19 protein-coding genes are annotated in these 13871 nt (G+C 56.9%); 6 read left to right on the forward strand and 13 right to left on the reverse strand.

What is annotated here, in order from left to right:
• The 7 genes from rpsG to fkpA form a co-directional block, all read right to left on the reverse strand.
• A complete protein-coding gene (gene rpsG, locus ACL2XQ_RS23810; RefSeq protein WP_011412093.1) occupies window positions 1-471 on the reverse strand; it encodes a 30S ribosomal protein S7 in 471 nt (156 codons plus the stop codon).
• A gap of 94 nt (window positions 472-565) precedes the next feature.
• Complete coding sequence (gene rpsL, locus ACL2XQ_RS23815) at window positions 566-940, reverse strand: 30S ribosomal protein S12 (protein WP_162367223.1); 375 nt, start codon at window positions 938-940, stop codon at window positions 566-568.
• Window positions 941-1197: 257 nt separating this feature from the next.
• Window positions 1198-1485 carry a sulfurtransferase complex subunit TusB gene (gene tusB / locus ACL2XQ_RS23820; protein WP_413721561.1) on the reverse strand — a complete coding sequence of 96 codons (288 nt, stop codon included), beginning with the start codon at window positions 1483-1485 and terminating at the stop codon, window positions 1198-1200.
• 14 nt (window positions 1486-1499) lie between these two features.
• Window positions 1500-1859, reverse strand: coding sequence for a sulfurtransferase complex subunit TusC (gene tusC / locus ACL2XQ_RS23825; protein ID WP_413721562.1), 360 nt, complete (start codon window positions 1857-1859; stop codon window positions 1500-1502).
• Between the two features lie 9 nt (window positions 1860-1868).
• Entirely contained in the window at window positions 1869-2255 is a 387-nt protein-coding gene (gene tusD, locus ACL2XQ_RS23830; RefSeq protein ID WP_413723503.1) for a sulfurtransferase complex subunit TusD, read from the reverse strand.
• 2 nt (window positions 2256-2257) lie between these two features.
• Entirely contained in the window at window positions 2258-2980 is a 723-nt protein-coding gene (locus tag ACL2XQ_RS23835) for a transcriptional regulator (protein ID WP_410013268.1), read from the reverse strand.
• Between the two features lie 282 nt (window positions 2981-3262).
• Window positions 3263-4132, reverse strand: a complete 870-nt coding sequence (fkpA, locus tag ACL2XQ_RS23840; RefSeq protein WP_410013267.1) for an FKBP-type peptidyl-prolyl cis-trans isomerase — start codon at window positions 4130-4132, stop codon at window positions 3263-3265.
• Between the two features lie 329 nt (window positions 4133-4461).
• Here fkpA and ACL2XQ_RS23845 point away from each other — a divergent pair, with 329 nt between their 5' ends.
• Window positions 4462-4680 carry a protein SlyX gene (locus ACL2XQ_RS23845; RefSeq protein WP_162367218.1) on the forward strand — a complete coding sequence of 73 codons (219 nt, stop codon included), beginning with the start codon at window positions 4462-4464 and terminating at the stop codon, window positions 4678-4680.
• Between the two features lie 82 nt (window positions 4681-4762).
• On the opposite strand, the gene slyD is transcribed toward ACL2XQ_RS23845, so the two are convergent.
• From slyD to kefG, 4 genes are all read right to left on the reverse strand, one after another.
• Window positions 4763-5350, reverse strand: coding sequence for a peptidylprolyl isomerase (slyD, locus tag ACL2XQ_RS23850; protein ID WP_410013266.1), 588 nt, complete (start codon window positions 5348-5350; stop codon window positions 4763-4765).
• Between the two features lie 94 nt (window positions 5351-5444).
• Window positions 5445-5648, reverse strand: coding sequence for a YheV family putative zinc ribbon protein (locus tag ACL2XQ_RS23855; RefSeq protein WP_410013265.1), 204 nt, complete (start codon window positions 5646-5648; stop codon window positions 5445-5447).
• Window positions 5632-7476 carry a glutathione-regulated potassium-efflux system protein KefB gene (gene kefB / locus ACL2XQ_RS23860; RefSeq protein ID WP_410013264.1) on the reverse strand — a complete coding sequence of 615 codons (1845 nt, stop codon included), beginning with the start codon at window positions 7474-7476 and terminating at the stop codon, window positions 5632-5634. Before kefB ends, ACL2XQ_RS23855 begins: the two co-directional genes overlap by 17 nt.
• Window positions 7469-8029 carry a glutathione-regulated potassium-efflux system ancillary protein KefG gene (gene kefG / locus ACL2XQ_RS23865; protein WP_413723504.1) on the reverse strand — a complete coding sequence of 187 codons (561 nt, stop codon included), beginning with the start codon at window positions 8027-8029 and terminating at the stop codon, window positions 7469-7471. The genes kefB and kefG overlap by 8 nt, the downstream gene beginning before the upstream one ends.
• A 132-nt stretch (window positions 8030-8161) precedes the next feature.
• Here kefG and ACL2XQ_RS23870 point away from each other — a divergent pair, with 132 nt between their 5' ends.
• Entirely contained in the window at window positions 8162-10087 is a 1926-nt protein-coding gene (locus ACL2XQ_RS23870) for an ABC transporter ATP-binding protein (protein WP_413721563.1), read from the forward strand.
• 5 nt (window positions 10088-10092) lie between these two features.
• Here ACL2XQ_RS23870 and ACL2XQ_RS23875 read toward each other — a convergent pair whose 3' ends face one another.
• Entirely contained in the window at window positions 10093-10695 is a 603-nt protein-coding gene (locus ACL2XQ_RS23875; protein WP_410013262.1) for a LysE family translocator, read from the reverse strand.
• 121 nt (window positions 10696-10816) lie between these two features.
• On the opposite strand from ACL2XQ_RS23875, the gene ACL2XQ_RS23880 reads away from it, so the two are divergent.
• On the forward strand, window positions 10817-11059 hold the full coding sequence (locus ACL2XQ_RS23880; RefSeq protein WP_410013261.1) for a YheU family protein: 243 nt from the start codon (window positions 10817-10819) through the stop codon (window positions 11057-11059).
• Between the two features lie 104 nt (window positions 11060-11163).
• On the forward strand, window positions 11164-12033 hold the full coding sequence (locus tag ACL2XQ_RS23885; protein WP_410013260.1) for a phosphoribulokinase: 870 nt from the start codon (window positions 11164-11166) through the stop codon (window positions 12031-12033).
• Between the two features lie 418 nt (window positions 12034-12451).
• Here ACL2XQ_RS23885 and ACL2XQ_RS23890 read toward each other — a convergent pair whose 3' ends face one another.
• Window positions 12452-12874 carry an OsmC family protein gene (locus ACL2XQ_RS23890; protein WP_410013259.1) on the reverse strand — a complete coding sequence of 141 codons (423 nt, stop codon included), beginning with the start codon at window positions 12872-12874 and terminating at the stop codon, window positions 12452-12454.
• Between ACL2XQ_RS23890 and ACL2XQ_RS23895 the strand changes: the two genes are divergently transcribed.
• Both ACL2XQ_RS23895 and crp read left to right on the forward strand, forming a co-directional pair.
• Window positions 12834-13022: a hypothetical protein gene (locus ACL2XQ_RS23895; protein WP_410016823.1), complete on the forward strand. Its 189-nt coding sequence runs from the start codon at window positions 12834-12836 to the stop codon at window positions 13020-13022. The genes ACL2XQ_RS23890 and ACL2XQ_RS23895 overlap by 41 nt on opposite strands.
• Window positions 13023-13189: 167 nt before the next feature.
• Entirely contained in the window at window positions 13190-13822 is a 633-nt protein-coding gene (gene crp, locus ACL2XQ_RS23900) for a cAMP-activated global transcriptional regulator CRP (protein WP_034895576.1), read from the forward strand.
• Window positions 13823-13871 lie beyond the last annotated feature (49 nt).

Below are 13871 nucleotides of genomic sequence, written 5' to 3' on the forward strand. Positions count from 1 at the left end.
TTACCAGCGGTAGTGGGCGAACGCCTTGTTGGCATCTGCCATACGGTGAACGTCTTCACGTTTCTTAACAGCAGTGCCTTTATTTTCTGCTGCATCGGAAAGTTCGTTCGCCAGGCGCAGGGCCATAGATTTATCACCGCGTTTACGAGCAGCTTCAACGATCCAACGCATTGCCAGGGCATTACGACGGACCGGACGAACTTCTACTGGCACCTGATAAGTAGAACCACCAACGCGACGGGACTTGACTTCGACAGTCGGGCGCACGTTGTCCAGAGCTACTTCGAAAGCTTCCAGATGTCCTTTACCGGAACGCTGAGCCAGGGTCTCCAGCGCGGTATAGACAATTGCTTCGGCAGTAGATTTTTTACCATCTACCATCAGGATATTGACAAATTTTGCCAACAGCTCGGATCCGAACTTAGGATCCGGCAGGATTTTACGTTGACCAATGACGCGACGACGTGGCATGGGATAACTCCGTTGTTAATTCAGGATTGTCCAAAACTCAATGAGTTCTTTGACATTAATAATAAAATGTTTGGCCTTACTTAACGGAGAACCATTAAGACTTGGGCTTCTTCACGCCGTATTTGGAGCGGCCCTGCTTACGGTCTTTAACGCCTGAGCAGTCGAGCGCACCGCGAACGGTGTGGTAACGCACACCGGGAAGGTCTTTTACACGACCGCCACGGATCAGGATCACGGAGTGTTCCTGCAGGTTATGGCCTTCACCGCCGATATAGGAAGTGACTTCAAAACCGTTAGTCAGACGAACACGGCATACTTTACGCAGCGCGGAGTTCGGTTTTTTCGGGGTGGTGGTATATACGCGGGTACATACGCCACGTTTTTGCGGGCATGCTTCCAGCGCCGGAACGTTGCTTTTAGCAACCTTCATGGTGCGTGGCTTGCGTACCAGCTGGTTAATTGTTGCCATTCGATAAAACTCCTGGTTTTTGCTTCGTAAACACGTAATAAATCGCCTCGTTAAGCCGCAAGGCAAAGAACGAGGACGCAGAATTTTATGGCCGACGGGTGAGGGTGTCAAGAAATATACAATATACCCGCTATCTTTCGCGCGGCGGATGCATTGGCTGCGTCCGTTTATCCCCCTCCCTTATCGCTGTACGCTGATCGCAATGCGTTCCCTTGACCGCCTTGCCGCAAGGCGAAATTCAGAGGGTAGCGCCCTGCTTACCATGCCATTTGTTGCGGTTGTTTTACCGTCAGCGAGACAAACCCAGTATAGCTTATAAGGGTGATTTTGTCCGAAAAATGAGCAAGCAGGCCGCGGGCGGCAACGTCGGCGTCAAGGGCATACAACCCGAGCGGCGAGGCGATAAGCCGCTCCAGCGCGACGGTCCCCGCCAGCCCGGCTATCACGCCGTCCTGTATCAGCAGCAGATCGTCGCCCCTGCGGGCGGTAAGCAGCAGCGCCGGCAGGTCGCGGGCGTAAGGGGAGCGGCTAAGGGTATAAAGCATGGCGTTTTCCCGGCTCAGAAGGTCAAGACAGTATCAAAAGCGGACAAGCGCTCGCGCCAGCGCGCGGCGGGCAACACCTCGGCGTCGAGCACCCAGCCCACGGCGCCGGCCAGCCCGCGCTCCGCCAGGGACTCCGCGCAGAGGTAAAAACGCGTGATATCGTAAATCGGCAATACGCCGAAGGTGGGGATGAAATTACGCGCCAGGATTTCCGCCGGTCGCTGCTGCGGCAATAGCAGCAGGACGCCATCGCCAATAAAAAACACGCCGATCTCAGCGGTTAGCGCCGACGCGGCCAGCAGCGCGTCCAGTCCCTCCCGTCCAGACGCGTCGCCGTGGGGGCCGTGGGTAAAAACAAAGGCAAGGCGTTTCATCAGGGCACCTTAAAACTGGATAAACCGATCGCATTCAAGCACGGCCTGCGCCAGCGCGCCCAGGCCGCTCAGGGTAAAGCCCGGCTGCAGGTTGCCCTGCTCCGGTGCCGGCGGCGCATCCTGCGCCCCGTCCGTCACGCCCCGGCGCAACGCCGCGGAGACACACACATCCAACGGCACCTGATGCTCCCGGCCAAGCTGCTGCCAGGCGCGTACGATATCCACCTCGTCGCCGGCCGGGGACGTATGGCGATTGGCGTTATAGACGCCGTCCTGATAAAAAAAAATGCTGTTGATCCGGTGGCCTGCGGCCAGCAAGGCCCGTGCAAACTGCAGGGCGCTGCTGGACTGCTGCGTGCCGTAGGCCGGCCCGCCGACCATCAGGCAGTAACGCAGGCTCACCGATCCAATCCCAGGAAATCACCGCTTTTAAACTGGCGGATATACAAATAGACCGTATGTTTGGAAATATTCAGCCGATCCGCCACCTGGTTGATGGCGTCCTTGATATCGAAAATGCCCTTTTCATACAGGTTAAGCACAATCTGGCGGTTCTTGGCGTTGTTGGACACGCCGCGATCGGCATTGACTTCCTCGATGGTGAACTCAAGGGTTTGCGCCACCAGGTCGTCCACCGAAGACGCGAAATTGACCGAGGTGGCGTTTTCCTGGGCTTCCGGCGGGACAAAGGTTTGCATGATTTGGGAAAAGGGCACGTCAAGATTCATATTGATGCACAGCAGGCCGATGACCCGTTGTTCGCGGTTGCGAATGGCGATGGTGACGGATTTCATCAGCACGCCGCTTTTGGCCCGGGTAAAGTAGGCTTTCGACACGCTGCTGTCCTCGCCCGCCATGTCATGCAGCATGCGCAGGGCCAGGTCGGAAATGGGCGAGCCGATTTTGCGTCCGGTGTGTTCGCCGTTGGCGATGCGCACGGCGGAGCTTTTCAAATCTTCCAGGGAATGCAGCACGATTTCGCAGTGTTCGCCGATTAGCATCGCCAGTCCATCCACCACGGCTTCGTAGGATGCCAGTATTTCATGATCAACCGGGCTGAATGGCCGTTCGTCCAAAACATCCAGTTCGTTGAATTCTGGGGTCGGAAGAGAAGTAGACATATGCAGACACCACCCGTTAAAGCGAGCCTGCCCGCATCCCTGGACAAACTCGGCTGTCAGTTGTATTTACCGGTCGCTAGTCTAGCAAATGATTTAAAACGCTGTCCTTGTGTTTGGACAGATTTTTACAACTTATTGGCCGACAAAGGCGCTATAACGCGCTTTTTTTGGGTTGGCATGCCCGGTTTCCGGCGGGAGAATGTGAATAAAAAAGGGCGGTGGCTGTTGAAACAGACACCGCCCTTCACCACCGACGACGCGTTTTATGCGCCGGCAGTGTGGTTATTTAGTGGTTTCAGCCGCGCCGGCCGGTGCTTCAGCCGCCGGCTTTTCGCCTTCGGCAGCCTTAGCCGCCGGTTTAATATCCAGCAGTTCCACGTCGAAAATCAGGGTGGAGTTGGCTGGGATTCCCGGGACGCCGGTTTTGCCATACGCCTGTTCCGGCGGAATCACCAATTCGATCTTGCCGCCTTTGTGGATCTCTTTCAGGCCTTCGGTCCAGCCGGGGATGACGCCGTCAAGACGGAATGACAGAGGTTCGCCGCGTTTGTAGGAGTTGTCGAATTCCGTACCGTCGGCCAGCGTACCCTTGTAGTTGACCACCACGGTATCGCTATTGGTCGGCGCTTTGCCGGTACCCGGTTTTTCAACTTTGTACAGAACACCGCTGGCCGTTTTCTTCACGCCTTTTTGCTTGGCGTAGTCGGCGCGGAATTTATCGCCTTTTTCGGCGTTGTCCTTGGCTTCCTGCTCCATTTTGGCCTGGGCGGCTTCTTTCACGCGCGCCTCGAAGCTCTGGAGAGTAGCCTCGATTTCTTCGTCAGTCAGCTTGCTCTTGTTGCCAAAAGCGTCCTGAACACCGGCGATCAGCTGATCTTTATCCAGCTTGATGCCTAACTTTTCCTGTTCCTTCAGGGAGTTGTCCATGTACCGACCCAATGAGGCGCCTAACGCGTAAGCAGCCTGTTCCTCGCTGCTTTTGAATTTGTCCGAGGTGGCGTTGGCCGGAGCAGTTGCCGGAGCGGTCGCTGTGGTGCCAGCCGCGGCGGGGGCATCAGCCGCTGCGGTGCTATCCGCGGCCATTACCTGGGCAGCATTGAGGGCTAGCGCCATGGTGGTAGCCAACAGCGTGACTTTAAACAGTGATTTCATCCATATCTCCATAGCCTGGGCTATCTTGTCCCAAGGTCGATAACTAAGTTAAGCCGATACTATAGCCGTGAGCGTAAACACAACACAATCGCTATCCCGATGAATTGAGTCTTTCTAAGACTTTTTTTACGTCAAGAAGTTTCTTTTTTAGCGGCGCCATTGAAGCCTGGTTCGGTGACGCGGGCATATAATAGGCTTTCGGCGGGCATTTATCGTCATTTACCGATAGAATAACACCTGGTTGTTGTCGCAGCTTAATCCGGGTATGAGGTCGGGCCGACGCGATCGCCCCTATTCCATGATAAACGGTATTGAGAGGAGGAGACACTATGGAGTTATCCCAATTGGAACAACGTCTTGATTTGCTGGAAGGCCGGCTTGCGTTCCAGGAAGTCACGATAGATGAACTGAATCAGACCGTCGTCGCGCATCAACGGGATATCGGCAGGCTGCAGGAGCAACTGCGCTTATTGTCGGAGAAATTGCGCACGCAGCAAACCTCGATTATCGCGTCGCAATCGGAAGAGACGCCGCCGCCGCACTATTAATTTTAATTAATTCGTTGAATAACCCATAAAACGGGGCGGAAAAACCCGCCCCATCGGCTATCGGGGTCCGAGCGAACCGGGTTTAGTGGCAACCGCAGCCGCCATTGCCGCCGCATCCGCCGCCTTTGTGCTCGTGGTCATGGCCGTGGCCGCCGCAGCAGTCGCCGCCGTGATCGTGGTCATGGCCTTCATGCTCGTGATCGTGTTCGCCGTGAACATGGCCGTGGGCCAGTTCTTCCGCCGTCGCTTCGCGAATAGCCAGCACCTCGACGTGGAAGTTCAAATCCTGGCCGGCCAGCATGTGGTTGCCGTCCACCACCACATGGTCGCCGTCGACTTCGGTAATTTCAACCGGCACCGGGCCTTGATCGGTCTCGGCCAGGAAACGCATGCCGACCTCAAGTTCCTCGACGCCCATGAACACCTCTTTCGGGACGCGCTGCACCAGGTTGTCGTCGTAATGACCGTAGGCATCGTCGGCAACGATATGCACATCAAAGCTATCGCCCTCATCGTGGCCGTCCAGGGCATTTTCCAGGCCCGAGATCAAAGAACCATGCCCATGGAGATAGTCCAACGGCGCACTCACCGGAGACTCATCGACCAACACGCCATCTTCTGTCCGTACCTGGTAAGCCAGGCTGACCACCAGGTCTTTTGCTACTTTCATGATATCTCCTACCGTTGGAAACTGAATTGGCGCAGATTCTAACGAAAATTTACGCGCATGTATCCTTCAGCTTAAAAAAATTGAGGGTATAAGGCTACTCCGGATCAAAAATACCGATAATGCGATCCTTTGCCGGCGTTTTATCCGCAGCCGCCGGGTCGGTTTGGCGCTGAGTAAAACCGCACTTTACACAAATGACGTTATCCGTCCCCTGGTCCTGCCAGACCGCCAGGGTATCCTTCGCCTGGCACTCGGGGCATACCGCGCCGGCAATAAAACGTTTACGCTTTGCCGTCATGGTGTTTATCTCCCTGCGGATGGTTATCTTCCCAGCCGTCAAGCTGGCGACGTTCATGCTGCATTTCGCGCTGGAAGATATCCTCCAGCTCGCGCCGGGCCTCCTTGACGCGGGATATTTGCGCCACATCCCCCTGCAGCTGCGGCATCAGCTCCCGCAGCATGCGGGTATCGATGCGGCGGAAATGCTGCTGGGCGCGATAGGCCTGGTGGGGATGCATCCCCAGTTCCAACAACGCCTTGCGGCCCAGATCCAGCGCGCTGGAAAAAGTTTCCCGCGAAAACTGATTCACCCCGGCCAGCAGCAGCTCATGGGCCTCGACGCGGCCCCGCGCCCGCGCCAGTATCTTCAGGTGCGGGAAATGCTGCTGGCACAGGTGCACGATGGTCATGTTGTCTTCCGGCGTATTGGCGGCGACCACGATGGCTTTTGCTTTCTCCGCCCCGGCGGCGCGCAGCAACTCAAGCTCGGTGGCATCGCCGTAATACACCTTATAACCATAGCTGCGCATCAGGCTTACCGCACTGATATCGCGCTCAAGTACCGTAATCCGCATCTTATTGGCCATCAGCAGGCGGCCTATCACCTGGCCGAAACGGCCGAAACCCACGATGATCACCTGCGGCTCGTCATCGTCGACGAAGGGTTTTTCACCCTCCTCGTCCTGGGCATTGTAACGTCGGACCAGGATAAGATCGATGAGTTGCATTAATAAGGGGGTGGTAATCATCGACAGCGTCACGGTGACTAGCAGCAGGGCCAGCTGATCGGGCGAGAGGATTTTTTGCGCGCCGGCGGCGGAAAACAGGACAAAGGCGAATTCTCCGCCCTGGCTTAGCACGCCGGCGAACTGTAGCCGCACCGAGCTGCGCAGACCGGATATCCGCGCCAGGATATACAATACCGTCCCTTTGACCAGCACCAGGACCGCCAGGCCGGCCACCACGGTCAGCAAGTGGACATATAAAATGCCCAGGTTGAGCGCCATGCCCACCGAGATGAAAAACAGGCCGAGCAGTAATCCCTTGAACGGCTCGATGGCGATCTCCAGCTCATGGCGGTATTCACTCTCCGCCAGCAGCACGCCGGCGATAAAGGTGCCCAGCGCCATGGATAATCCGAGCATATCCATAAACAGCGCCGCGCCCAGCACCACCATGAGCGAGGCGGCGGTAAACACCTCGCGCACATTAGCCATGGCGACATAACGGAACAGCGGCCGCAGCAGGTAGCGCCCGCCCACCAGCATGATAAAAAACGCCGCCACCTTCATGCCGATTTTCATCCAATCGCTCGGTTCGCTGCCGCCGCCGGCCAGGATAGGGATGAGGGATAACGTGGGGATTACCGCCATATCCTGGAACAGCAGGACGGAAAAGCCGAGCTGGCCGCCTTCATTGCGGTTCATGCCTTTGTCGCGCATCAGCTGCAGCGCGATGGCGGTGGACGACATGGCCAGGCCGATGCCGCCAATCAGCGCCGATTGCCAGGTGGCATGGGTCAGGTAAAGAGCCCCGCCCAGCAGCAACGCGGTAAAGAAAAGCTGCGCGGCGCCGACGCCGAAGATCGATCGCCTCAGTTCCCATAGCTTCGACGGATTCAGCTCCAGGCCGATGATAAACATCAGGAACACCACCCCAAGTTCGGAGAAGTGCAGGATTTCGTCCACATCGCGGATAAAACCCAGGCCCCAGGGGCCGATGGCGATACCCGCCGCAAGATAGCCGATCACCGCGCCGATCCCCAGGCGCTGGGCAATGGGCACCGCAACGACGGCGGCGAACAAAAACAACACCACGGCGGTCAAAAACGACGGACTGCTATCCAATGCGTTGTCCCCTTTCGTTAAGCGGCTCTTTCAGCCATTGGGCGTATTCGGCGGCATGGCGCGCCAGTACGACGGGATCTAGCCTTCTGGCCCAATAGATCACCTGCGGGCGCACCCAATGCATGCGACACATGGTGGCGGTCAATTCGAACGGACGTAGAATATCCTCCATGCCGTAGCGACTGTAGCCGCGGTTAAGATAAGCGCCCTCCGGTTCGCCGGTGGTGATAACCGTTCGCCAGTATTTCCCGGCCAGGGCGTCGCCGCCGATGCCGCTGGCAAATCCGCGCGCCAGCACCCGGTCGAGCCACTCTTTCAATAATGCCGGGCAACTGTAAGTATAAAGCGGGTGCTGGAACACAATGACCTGATGTTCACGCAATAATTGCTGTTCGTGGTGAATATCAATAAAAAAATCCGGATAAAAGGCGTAAAGATCATGTACGGTGACATGCTCGAGCGACGATGCCGCCTGCAGCAAAATCCGGTTGGCAACCGAATCCTGTGATTCCGGATGGGCATACAACAACAAAACTTTGGGTGGCTGCGCGATCAATTCCCCTCCAAAGCGTCGTCAGGGCGCGGCTTTTCCGCTACCATGCTTCGCAAAGTTGAAACCAGGACAGGTTATCCTGGATAGCATTCAATAATGTTAATTTAACATACTCTCAAACTATGGCGCTTTATGATTGTCTTCTCCTCACTGCAAATTCGCCGCGGTACCAACGTACTGCTGGATAACGCCACCGCCACGGTGAATCCCGGGCAAAAGGTCGGACTCGTCGGCAAGAACGGCTGCGGCAAATCAACATTATTGGCATTGCTGAAGCATGAACTCGGCTGCGACGCCGGCAGCGTGACCTTCCCCGCCAACTGGTCGATGGCCTGGGTTAACCAAGAGACGCCGGCCCTTGACGTGCCGGCGCTGGAGTATGTTATCGACGGCGATCGCGAGTATCGCCAGCTGGAAGCCGACCTCCAGCTCGCCAACGAGAAAAACGACGGCCACGCCATCGCCACCGTGCACGGCAAGCTGGACGTTATCGAGGCCTGGACCATTCGGCCGCGCGCCTCGAGCCTGCTGCACGGGCTGGGGTTCAGCCAGGATCAATTGCAACAGCCGGTGCGGGATTTTTCCGGCGGCTGGCGCATGCGCCTTAACCTGGCGCAGGCGCTGATTTGCCGCTCCGATTTGCTGTTGCTTGATGAACCGACCAACCACTTGGATCTGGACGCGGTCATCTGGCTGGAAAAATGGCTGAAAAATTATGACGGTACGCTGATTCTGATTTCCCATGACCGGGATTTTCTCGATCCTATCGTAAATAAAATCCTGCATATTGAACAGCAGACGTTAAACGAATATACCGGCAACTACTCATCGTTTGAGCAGCAGCGGGTGACCAAGCTGGCGCAACAGCAGTCGCTGTTCCAGCACCAGCAGGAAAAAGTGGCCCATTTGCAGCATTATATCGACCGTTTCCGCGCCCAGGCCACCAAGGCCAAGCAGGCGCAGAGCCGGATCAAGATGCTTGAGCGGATGGAGCTGATCGCCCCGGCCCATGTGGATAATCCTTTCCAGTTCAAGTTCCGTACTCCGGAAAGCCTGCCGAGCCCCCTGCTGAGCATGGAGAAAGTCAGCGCCGGTTATGGCGAGCGCACCATTCTTAATTCCATCAAGCTTAACCTGGTGCCCGGTTCGCGCATCGGCCTGCTCGGACGCAACGGCGCCGGCAAGTCGACGCTTATCAAGCTGCTGGCCGGCACCCTTGAGCCGCAGTCCGGCACCATCGGCCTGGCGAAAGGCATCAAGCTGGGTTATTTCGCCCAGCATCAGCTGGAGTTCCTGCGCGCCGACGAATCGCCGCTGGCGCATATGATCCGGCTGGCGCCGCAGGAGTATGAGCAGGCGCTGCGCGATTATCTGGGCGGGTTTGGTTTCCGTGGCGATAAGGTGACCGAACCGACCGCGCGTTTTTCCGGCGGCGAAAAGGCCCGGCTGGTGCTGGCGCTGATTGTCTGGCAGCGTCCCAACCTTCTGCTGCTCGATGAACCGACCAACCATCTGGATCTGGATATGCGCCAGGCGCTGACCGAAGCGCTGATAGATTTCGACGGCGCGCTGGTGGTGGTGTCCCATGACCGGCATTTACTGCGTTCCACCACCGATGAATTTTATCTGGTGCATGACGGGCGCGTCGCGTCGTTTGACGGCGATGTGGAGGATTACCAGCAGTGGCTGGTGGATCAGCAGCGCCAGGCGGCGGCGCAGGACGGCAATGATACCGAGACCCCGGCGCCGCAGGTCAATAATGCCCAGGCCAGGAAAGACCAGAAGCGGCGCGAGGCGGATTTCCGCAATCAGACCCAGCCGTTGCGCAAGTCCATTACCCGTTATGAACAGCAAATGGAAAAACGTGGCGCGGAGCTGGCGGCCATCGAGGCCGGACTGGCCGACGCGGCGCTGTATGATATCAGCCGTAAAGCGGACCTGGCCCTGGCCCTGCAACAGCAGGCCAAGGTTAAATCGCAGCTGGAAGAGGCGGAAATGGCGTGGCTGGACGCCCAGGAACAGTTGGAGACCCTGACCCGGGAGTTCGAGTCGCAATAAGCGCGTCAGCGCCAGATCAGCAATACGCAGGCCGCCGTCAGCAGGCCCATGGCGACGTTAAAAGCGATCCAGGCGCGTTTGCTGCGCAGCAGCCGGCCGATAAGGGTGCCGAAGCCGAGCCAGATAACGCCGGAGACGATATTGACGCTGACGATGCCGACGCTGATGGCGCCGACGGAGGTGATATAGGCGCTGCCGCTCAGGCTGAAGCTGGCCACCGCGCCCAGCGCCATCAGCCAGGCCTTGGGATTAAGGAATTGCAGCAGGCCGCCCTGGTAGAAGGGAATGGGCCGGGGGGGCGGCGCGTCGGTTTCCAGTTTTTCATAGGCGGCGGTGGCTATTTTCCAGGCCAGCCACAGCAGGTAAAGGCTGCCCGCCACCTTCAGCATAAAATGCAGGGACGGATAAAGCGTGATCAGGCCGCCGATGCCGAAGGCCACCAGCAGCAGGATACATTGCATGCCGAGCATGATGCCGATCATCAGCGGCATCGAGCGCCAGAAGCCAAAATTGGCGCCCGAGGCGGTAAGCAGCATATTATTAGGGCCAGGGGTAATGGCGGCCACCCAGAGAAACCCCAGCATTGACAGAAAAAGACTCAGTTCCACGTTTTGGCGGCTCCCCGTAAAATAACGCGTATGAAGCTACCAGTGCGCACGGGGATGTACAAGGCATAACAGGTGAAATTTACTCAACACCTTGATTTATTGACTATCGGGACACAATATCGTGATTATTCCCTGGGAACAAATCGATCCTGACACGCTCTATAACCTGATCGAGTCCTTTGTACTGCGTGAGGGCACCGATTATGGCGAGCAGGAGAAATCACTGGCGCAAAAGGTCGAGGATGTAAAACGCCAGTTGATAAGCGGCGAGGCGGTGGTGGTCTGGTCGGAACTGCATGAAAATATCAATATCATGCCGCGCGGCCGGTTTAATGACCAGGCCGGAGATACGCCGGGCGAATAGCGAAGCCCCTGGCCCCTAAGCGCTAAATATGCTAACACTCACTTCTGGGCCTTGATGCCGGGCGCACTTCTTCACGCCGCAATTCAACCAAGCGTAGGGTTACCATGTCGACAAAACACCCCATTATTGCCGTTACCGGTTCCAGCGGTGCGGGCACCACCACCACCAGCCTGGCGTTTCGTAAAATATTCCAGCAGTTGAATATCCACGCCGCCGAACTGGAGGGTGACAGCTTTCATCACTTTACCCGGCCGGAAATGGATATGGCGATCCGCAAGGCGCGGGATTTAGGGCGCCATATCAGCTACTTTGGTCCGGACGCCAATAACTTTGGCCTGCTGGAGCATACGTTTCATCAGTATGGCGATACCGGCCGCGGTCAGTCGCGTAAATATCTGCATACGTATGACGAGGCGGTGCCGTATAACCAGATCCCCGGTACCTTTACGCCCTGGCAGGCGTTGCCGGAACCGACGGACGTGTTATTTTACGAGGGGCTGCACGGCGGCGTGGTAACCGATAGCCATGACGTGGCGAAGCACGTGGATTTGCTGGTGGGCGTGGTGCCCATCGTCAACCTGGAGTGGATCCAGAAACTGGTGCGCGATACCGGCGAGCGGGGGCATTCGCGCGAGGCGGTGATGGATTCGGTGGTGAGGTCGATGGAGGATTATATTAACTACATCACGCCGCAGTTTTCCCGCACCCATATCAATTTCCAGCGGGTGCCGACCGTCGACACGTCGAACCCTTTCGCCGCCAAGGCGATTCCCTCACTTGACGAAAGTTTTGTCGTTATTCATTTCCGTAGCCTGGCGCATATCGACCTGCCTTATCTGCTGGCGATGCTGCAAGGCTCCTTTATTTCCAATATTAATACGCTGGTGGTGCCCGGGGGCAAGATGGGGCTGGCGATGGAGCTGATTATGGGGCCGCTGGTACAGCAGTTGCTGGAAGGAAAGGAAATTAAGTAAACTCGAGGCCTCGGGCGGGAACACCACGCCCGATTCGACCCCATCGGCATGCTTTCCCTTGAACACGCCAGGATTCGCTGCGGTGTTGGCGGGCCTAGCATACCGTGGGGCGCTCGGTCGGGCGGGAACACCACGCCCGATTCGACCCCATCGGCATGCTCTCCCTTGAACACGCCAGGATTCGCTGCGGTGTTGGCGGGCCTAGCATACCGTGGGGCGCTCGGTCGGGCGGGAACACCACGCCCGATTCGACCCCATCGGCATGCTCTCCCTTGAACACGCCGGGTTTGAGTGCGGTGTTGGCGGGCATACCGTGCCATGGGGCGCTCGGTCGGGCAGAGAAACCATGCCCGATTCGACCCCATTGGCGCGCTCTCCCTTGAACACGCCGGGTTTGAGTGCGGTGTTGGCGGGCCGGTTAGGCGGCGGGGGCGTGGTGTTCGTCGCGCACTTCAAAGCTGTGGGTCATATTGACCGACGCGCCGAGCATCAGTGAGACCGAGCAGTATTTTTCCGCCGATAGCGTCACCGCCCGCTCCACCGCCTTGTCGGTCAGCCCGGCGCCGGTGACGATAAAATGCAGGTTGATATGGGTAAACAGGCGCGGCGCCTCGTCGCGGCGCTCGGAGGTGAGTTTGACCTCGCAGTCCCGGACGTCCTGCCGCGCTTTGTGTAAAATCGATACCACATCAATGGCGCTGCAGCCGCCGACCGACATCAATACCATTTCCATTGGGCTGGGCGCTTTTTCGCCCGCGTTCCCATCCATCAAAACCTGGTGGCCCGAGGCGGATTCGCCCATGAAAGACAACCCTTCTACCCATTTGACCCGTGCCTGCATTATGATACTCCTGATGAAAAGCTTTCCAGCAGACTACATTTTTGTTGGAAAACTGGCAATGTTACTGAACATACTTCATGCTGAAGCAAGACAACAGAAGACACTGCTTCAAACCTATGCTAAAAACAAGGCTGGATCGGCCTCATGATAATGAAAGGGCAAGAGATCGATCGGAACATCACATTACCAGACCCTAATAAGTTCCCTTACGTCGCTCCGTTTAAACGCGGAGTCAGAGTGAATAATACAAGCGCCGTAACAGGGAATACGATGTCCCGAACCTGGGATAGCGATGACAAAAGAGGATAACAGCGAATGGTTCTCGGCAAACCGCAAACAGACCCGACTCTCGAATGGTTCCTGTCTCATTGCCATATTCATAAGTATCCATCGAAGAGTACACTTATACATCAGGGTGAAAAGGCTGAAACGCTTTACTACATCGTTAAGGGCGCCGTGGCGGTGCTGATTAAGGATGAAGAAGGCAAAGAGATGATTCTCTCCTATCTTAACCAGGGAGATTTCATCGGTGAGCTCGGCCTATTCGAGGAAGGTCAGGAACGCAGTGCCTGGGTACGGGCGAAAACCGCCTGTGAAGTCGCCGAGATTTCGTATAAAAAATTCCGGCAGCTGATTCAGGTGAATCCGGATATCCTGATGCGCCTGTCGGCGCAAATGGCCAGTCGTTTACAGGTAACGTCGGAAAAAGTCGGCAACCTGGCATTCCTGGACGTTACCGGACGCATAGCGCAAACCCTGTTGAACCTGGCGAAACAACCCGACGCCATGACCCACCCCGACGGCATGCAGATAAAAATCACCCGTCAGGAAATCGGCCAGATTGTCGGCTGTTCCCGCGAGACGGTAGGACGTATTCTTAAAATGCTCGAAGATCAAAATCTTATATCCGCGCACGGTAAAACCATTGTTGTTTACGGCACGCGCTGATAGCCCCGTTATACAGGCGTGGTGCTTCGTACCACGCTTTTTTTGCTGA

It is taken from the genome of Sodalis sp. RH14, from assembly GCF_047324285.1.
In the GTDB taxonomy this organism is placed as follows: domain Bacteria; phylum Pseudomonadota; class Gammaproteobacteria; order Enterobacterales; family Enterobacteriaceae; genus Acerihabitans.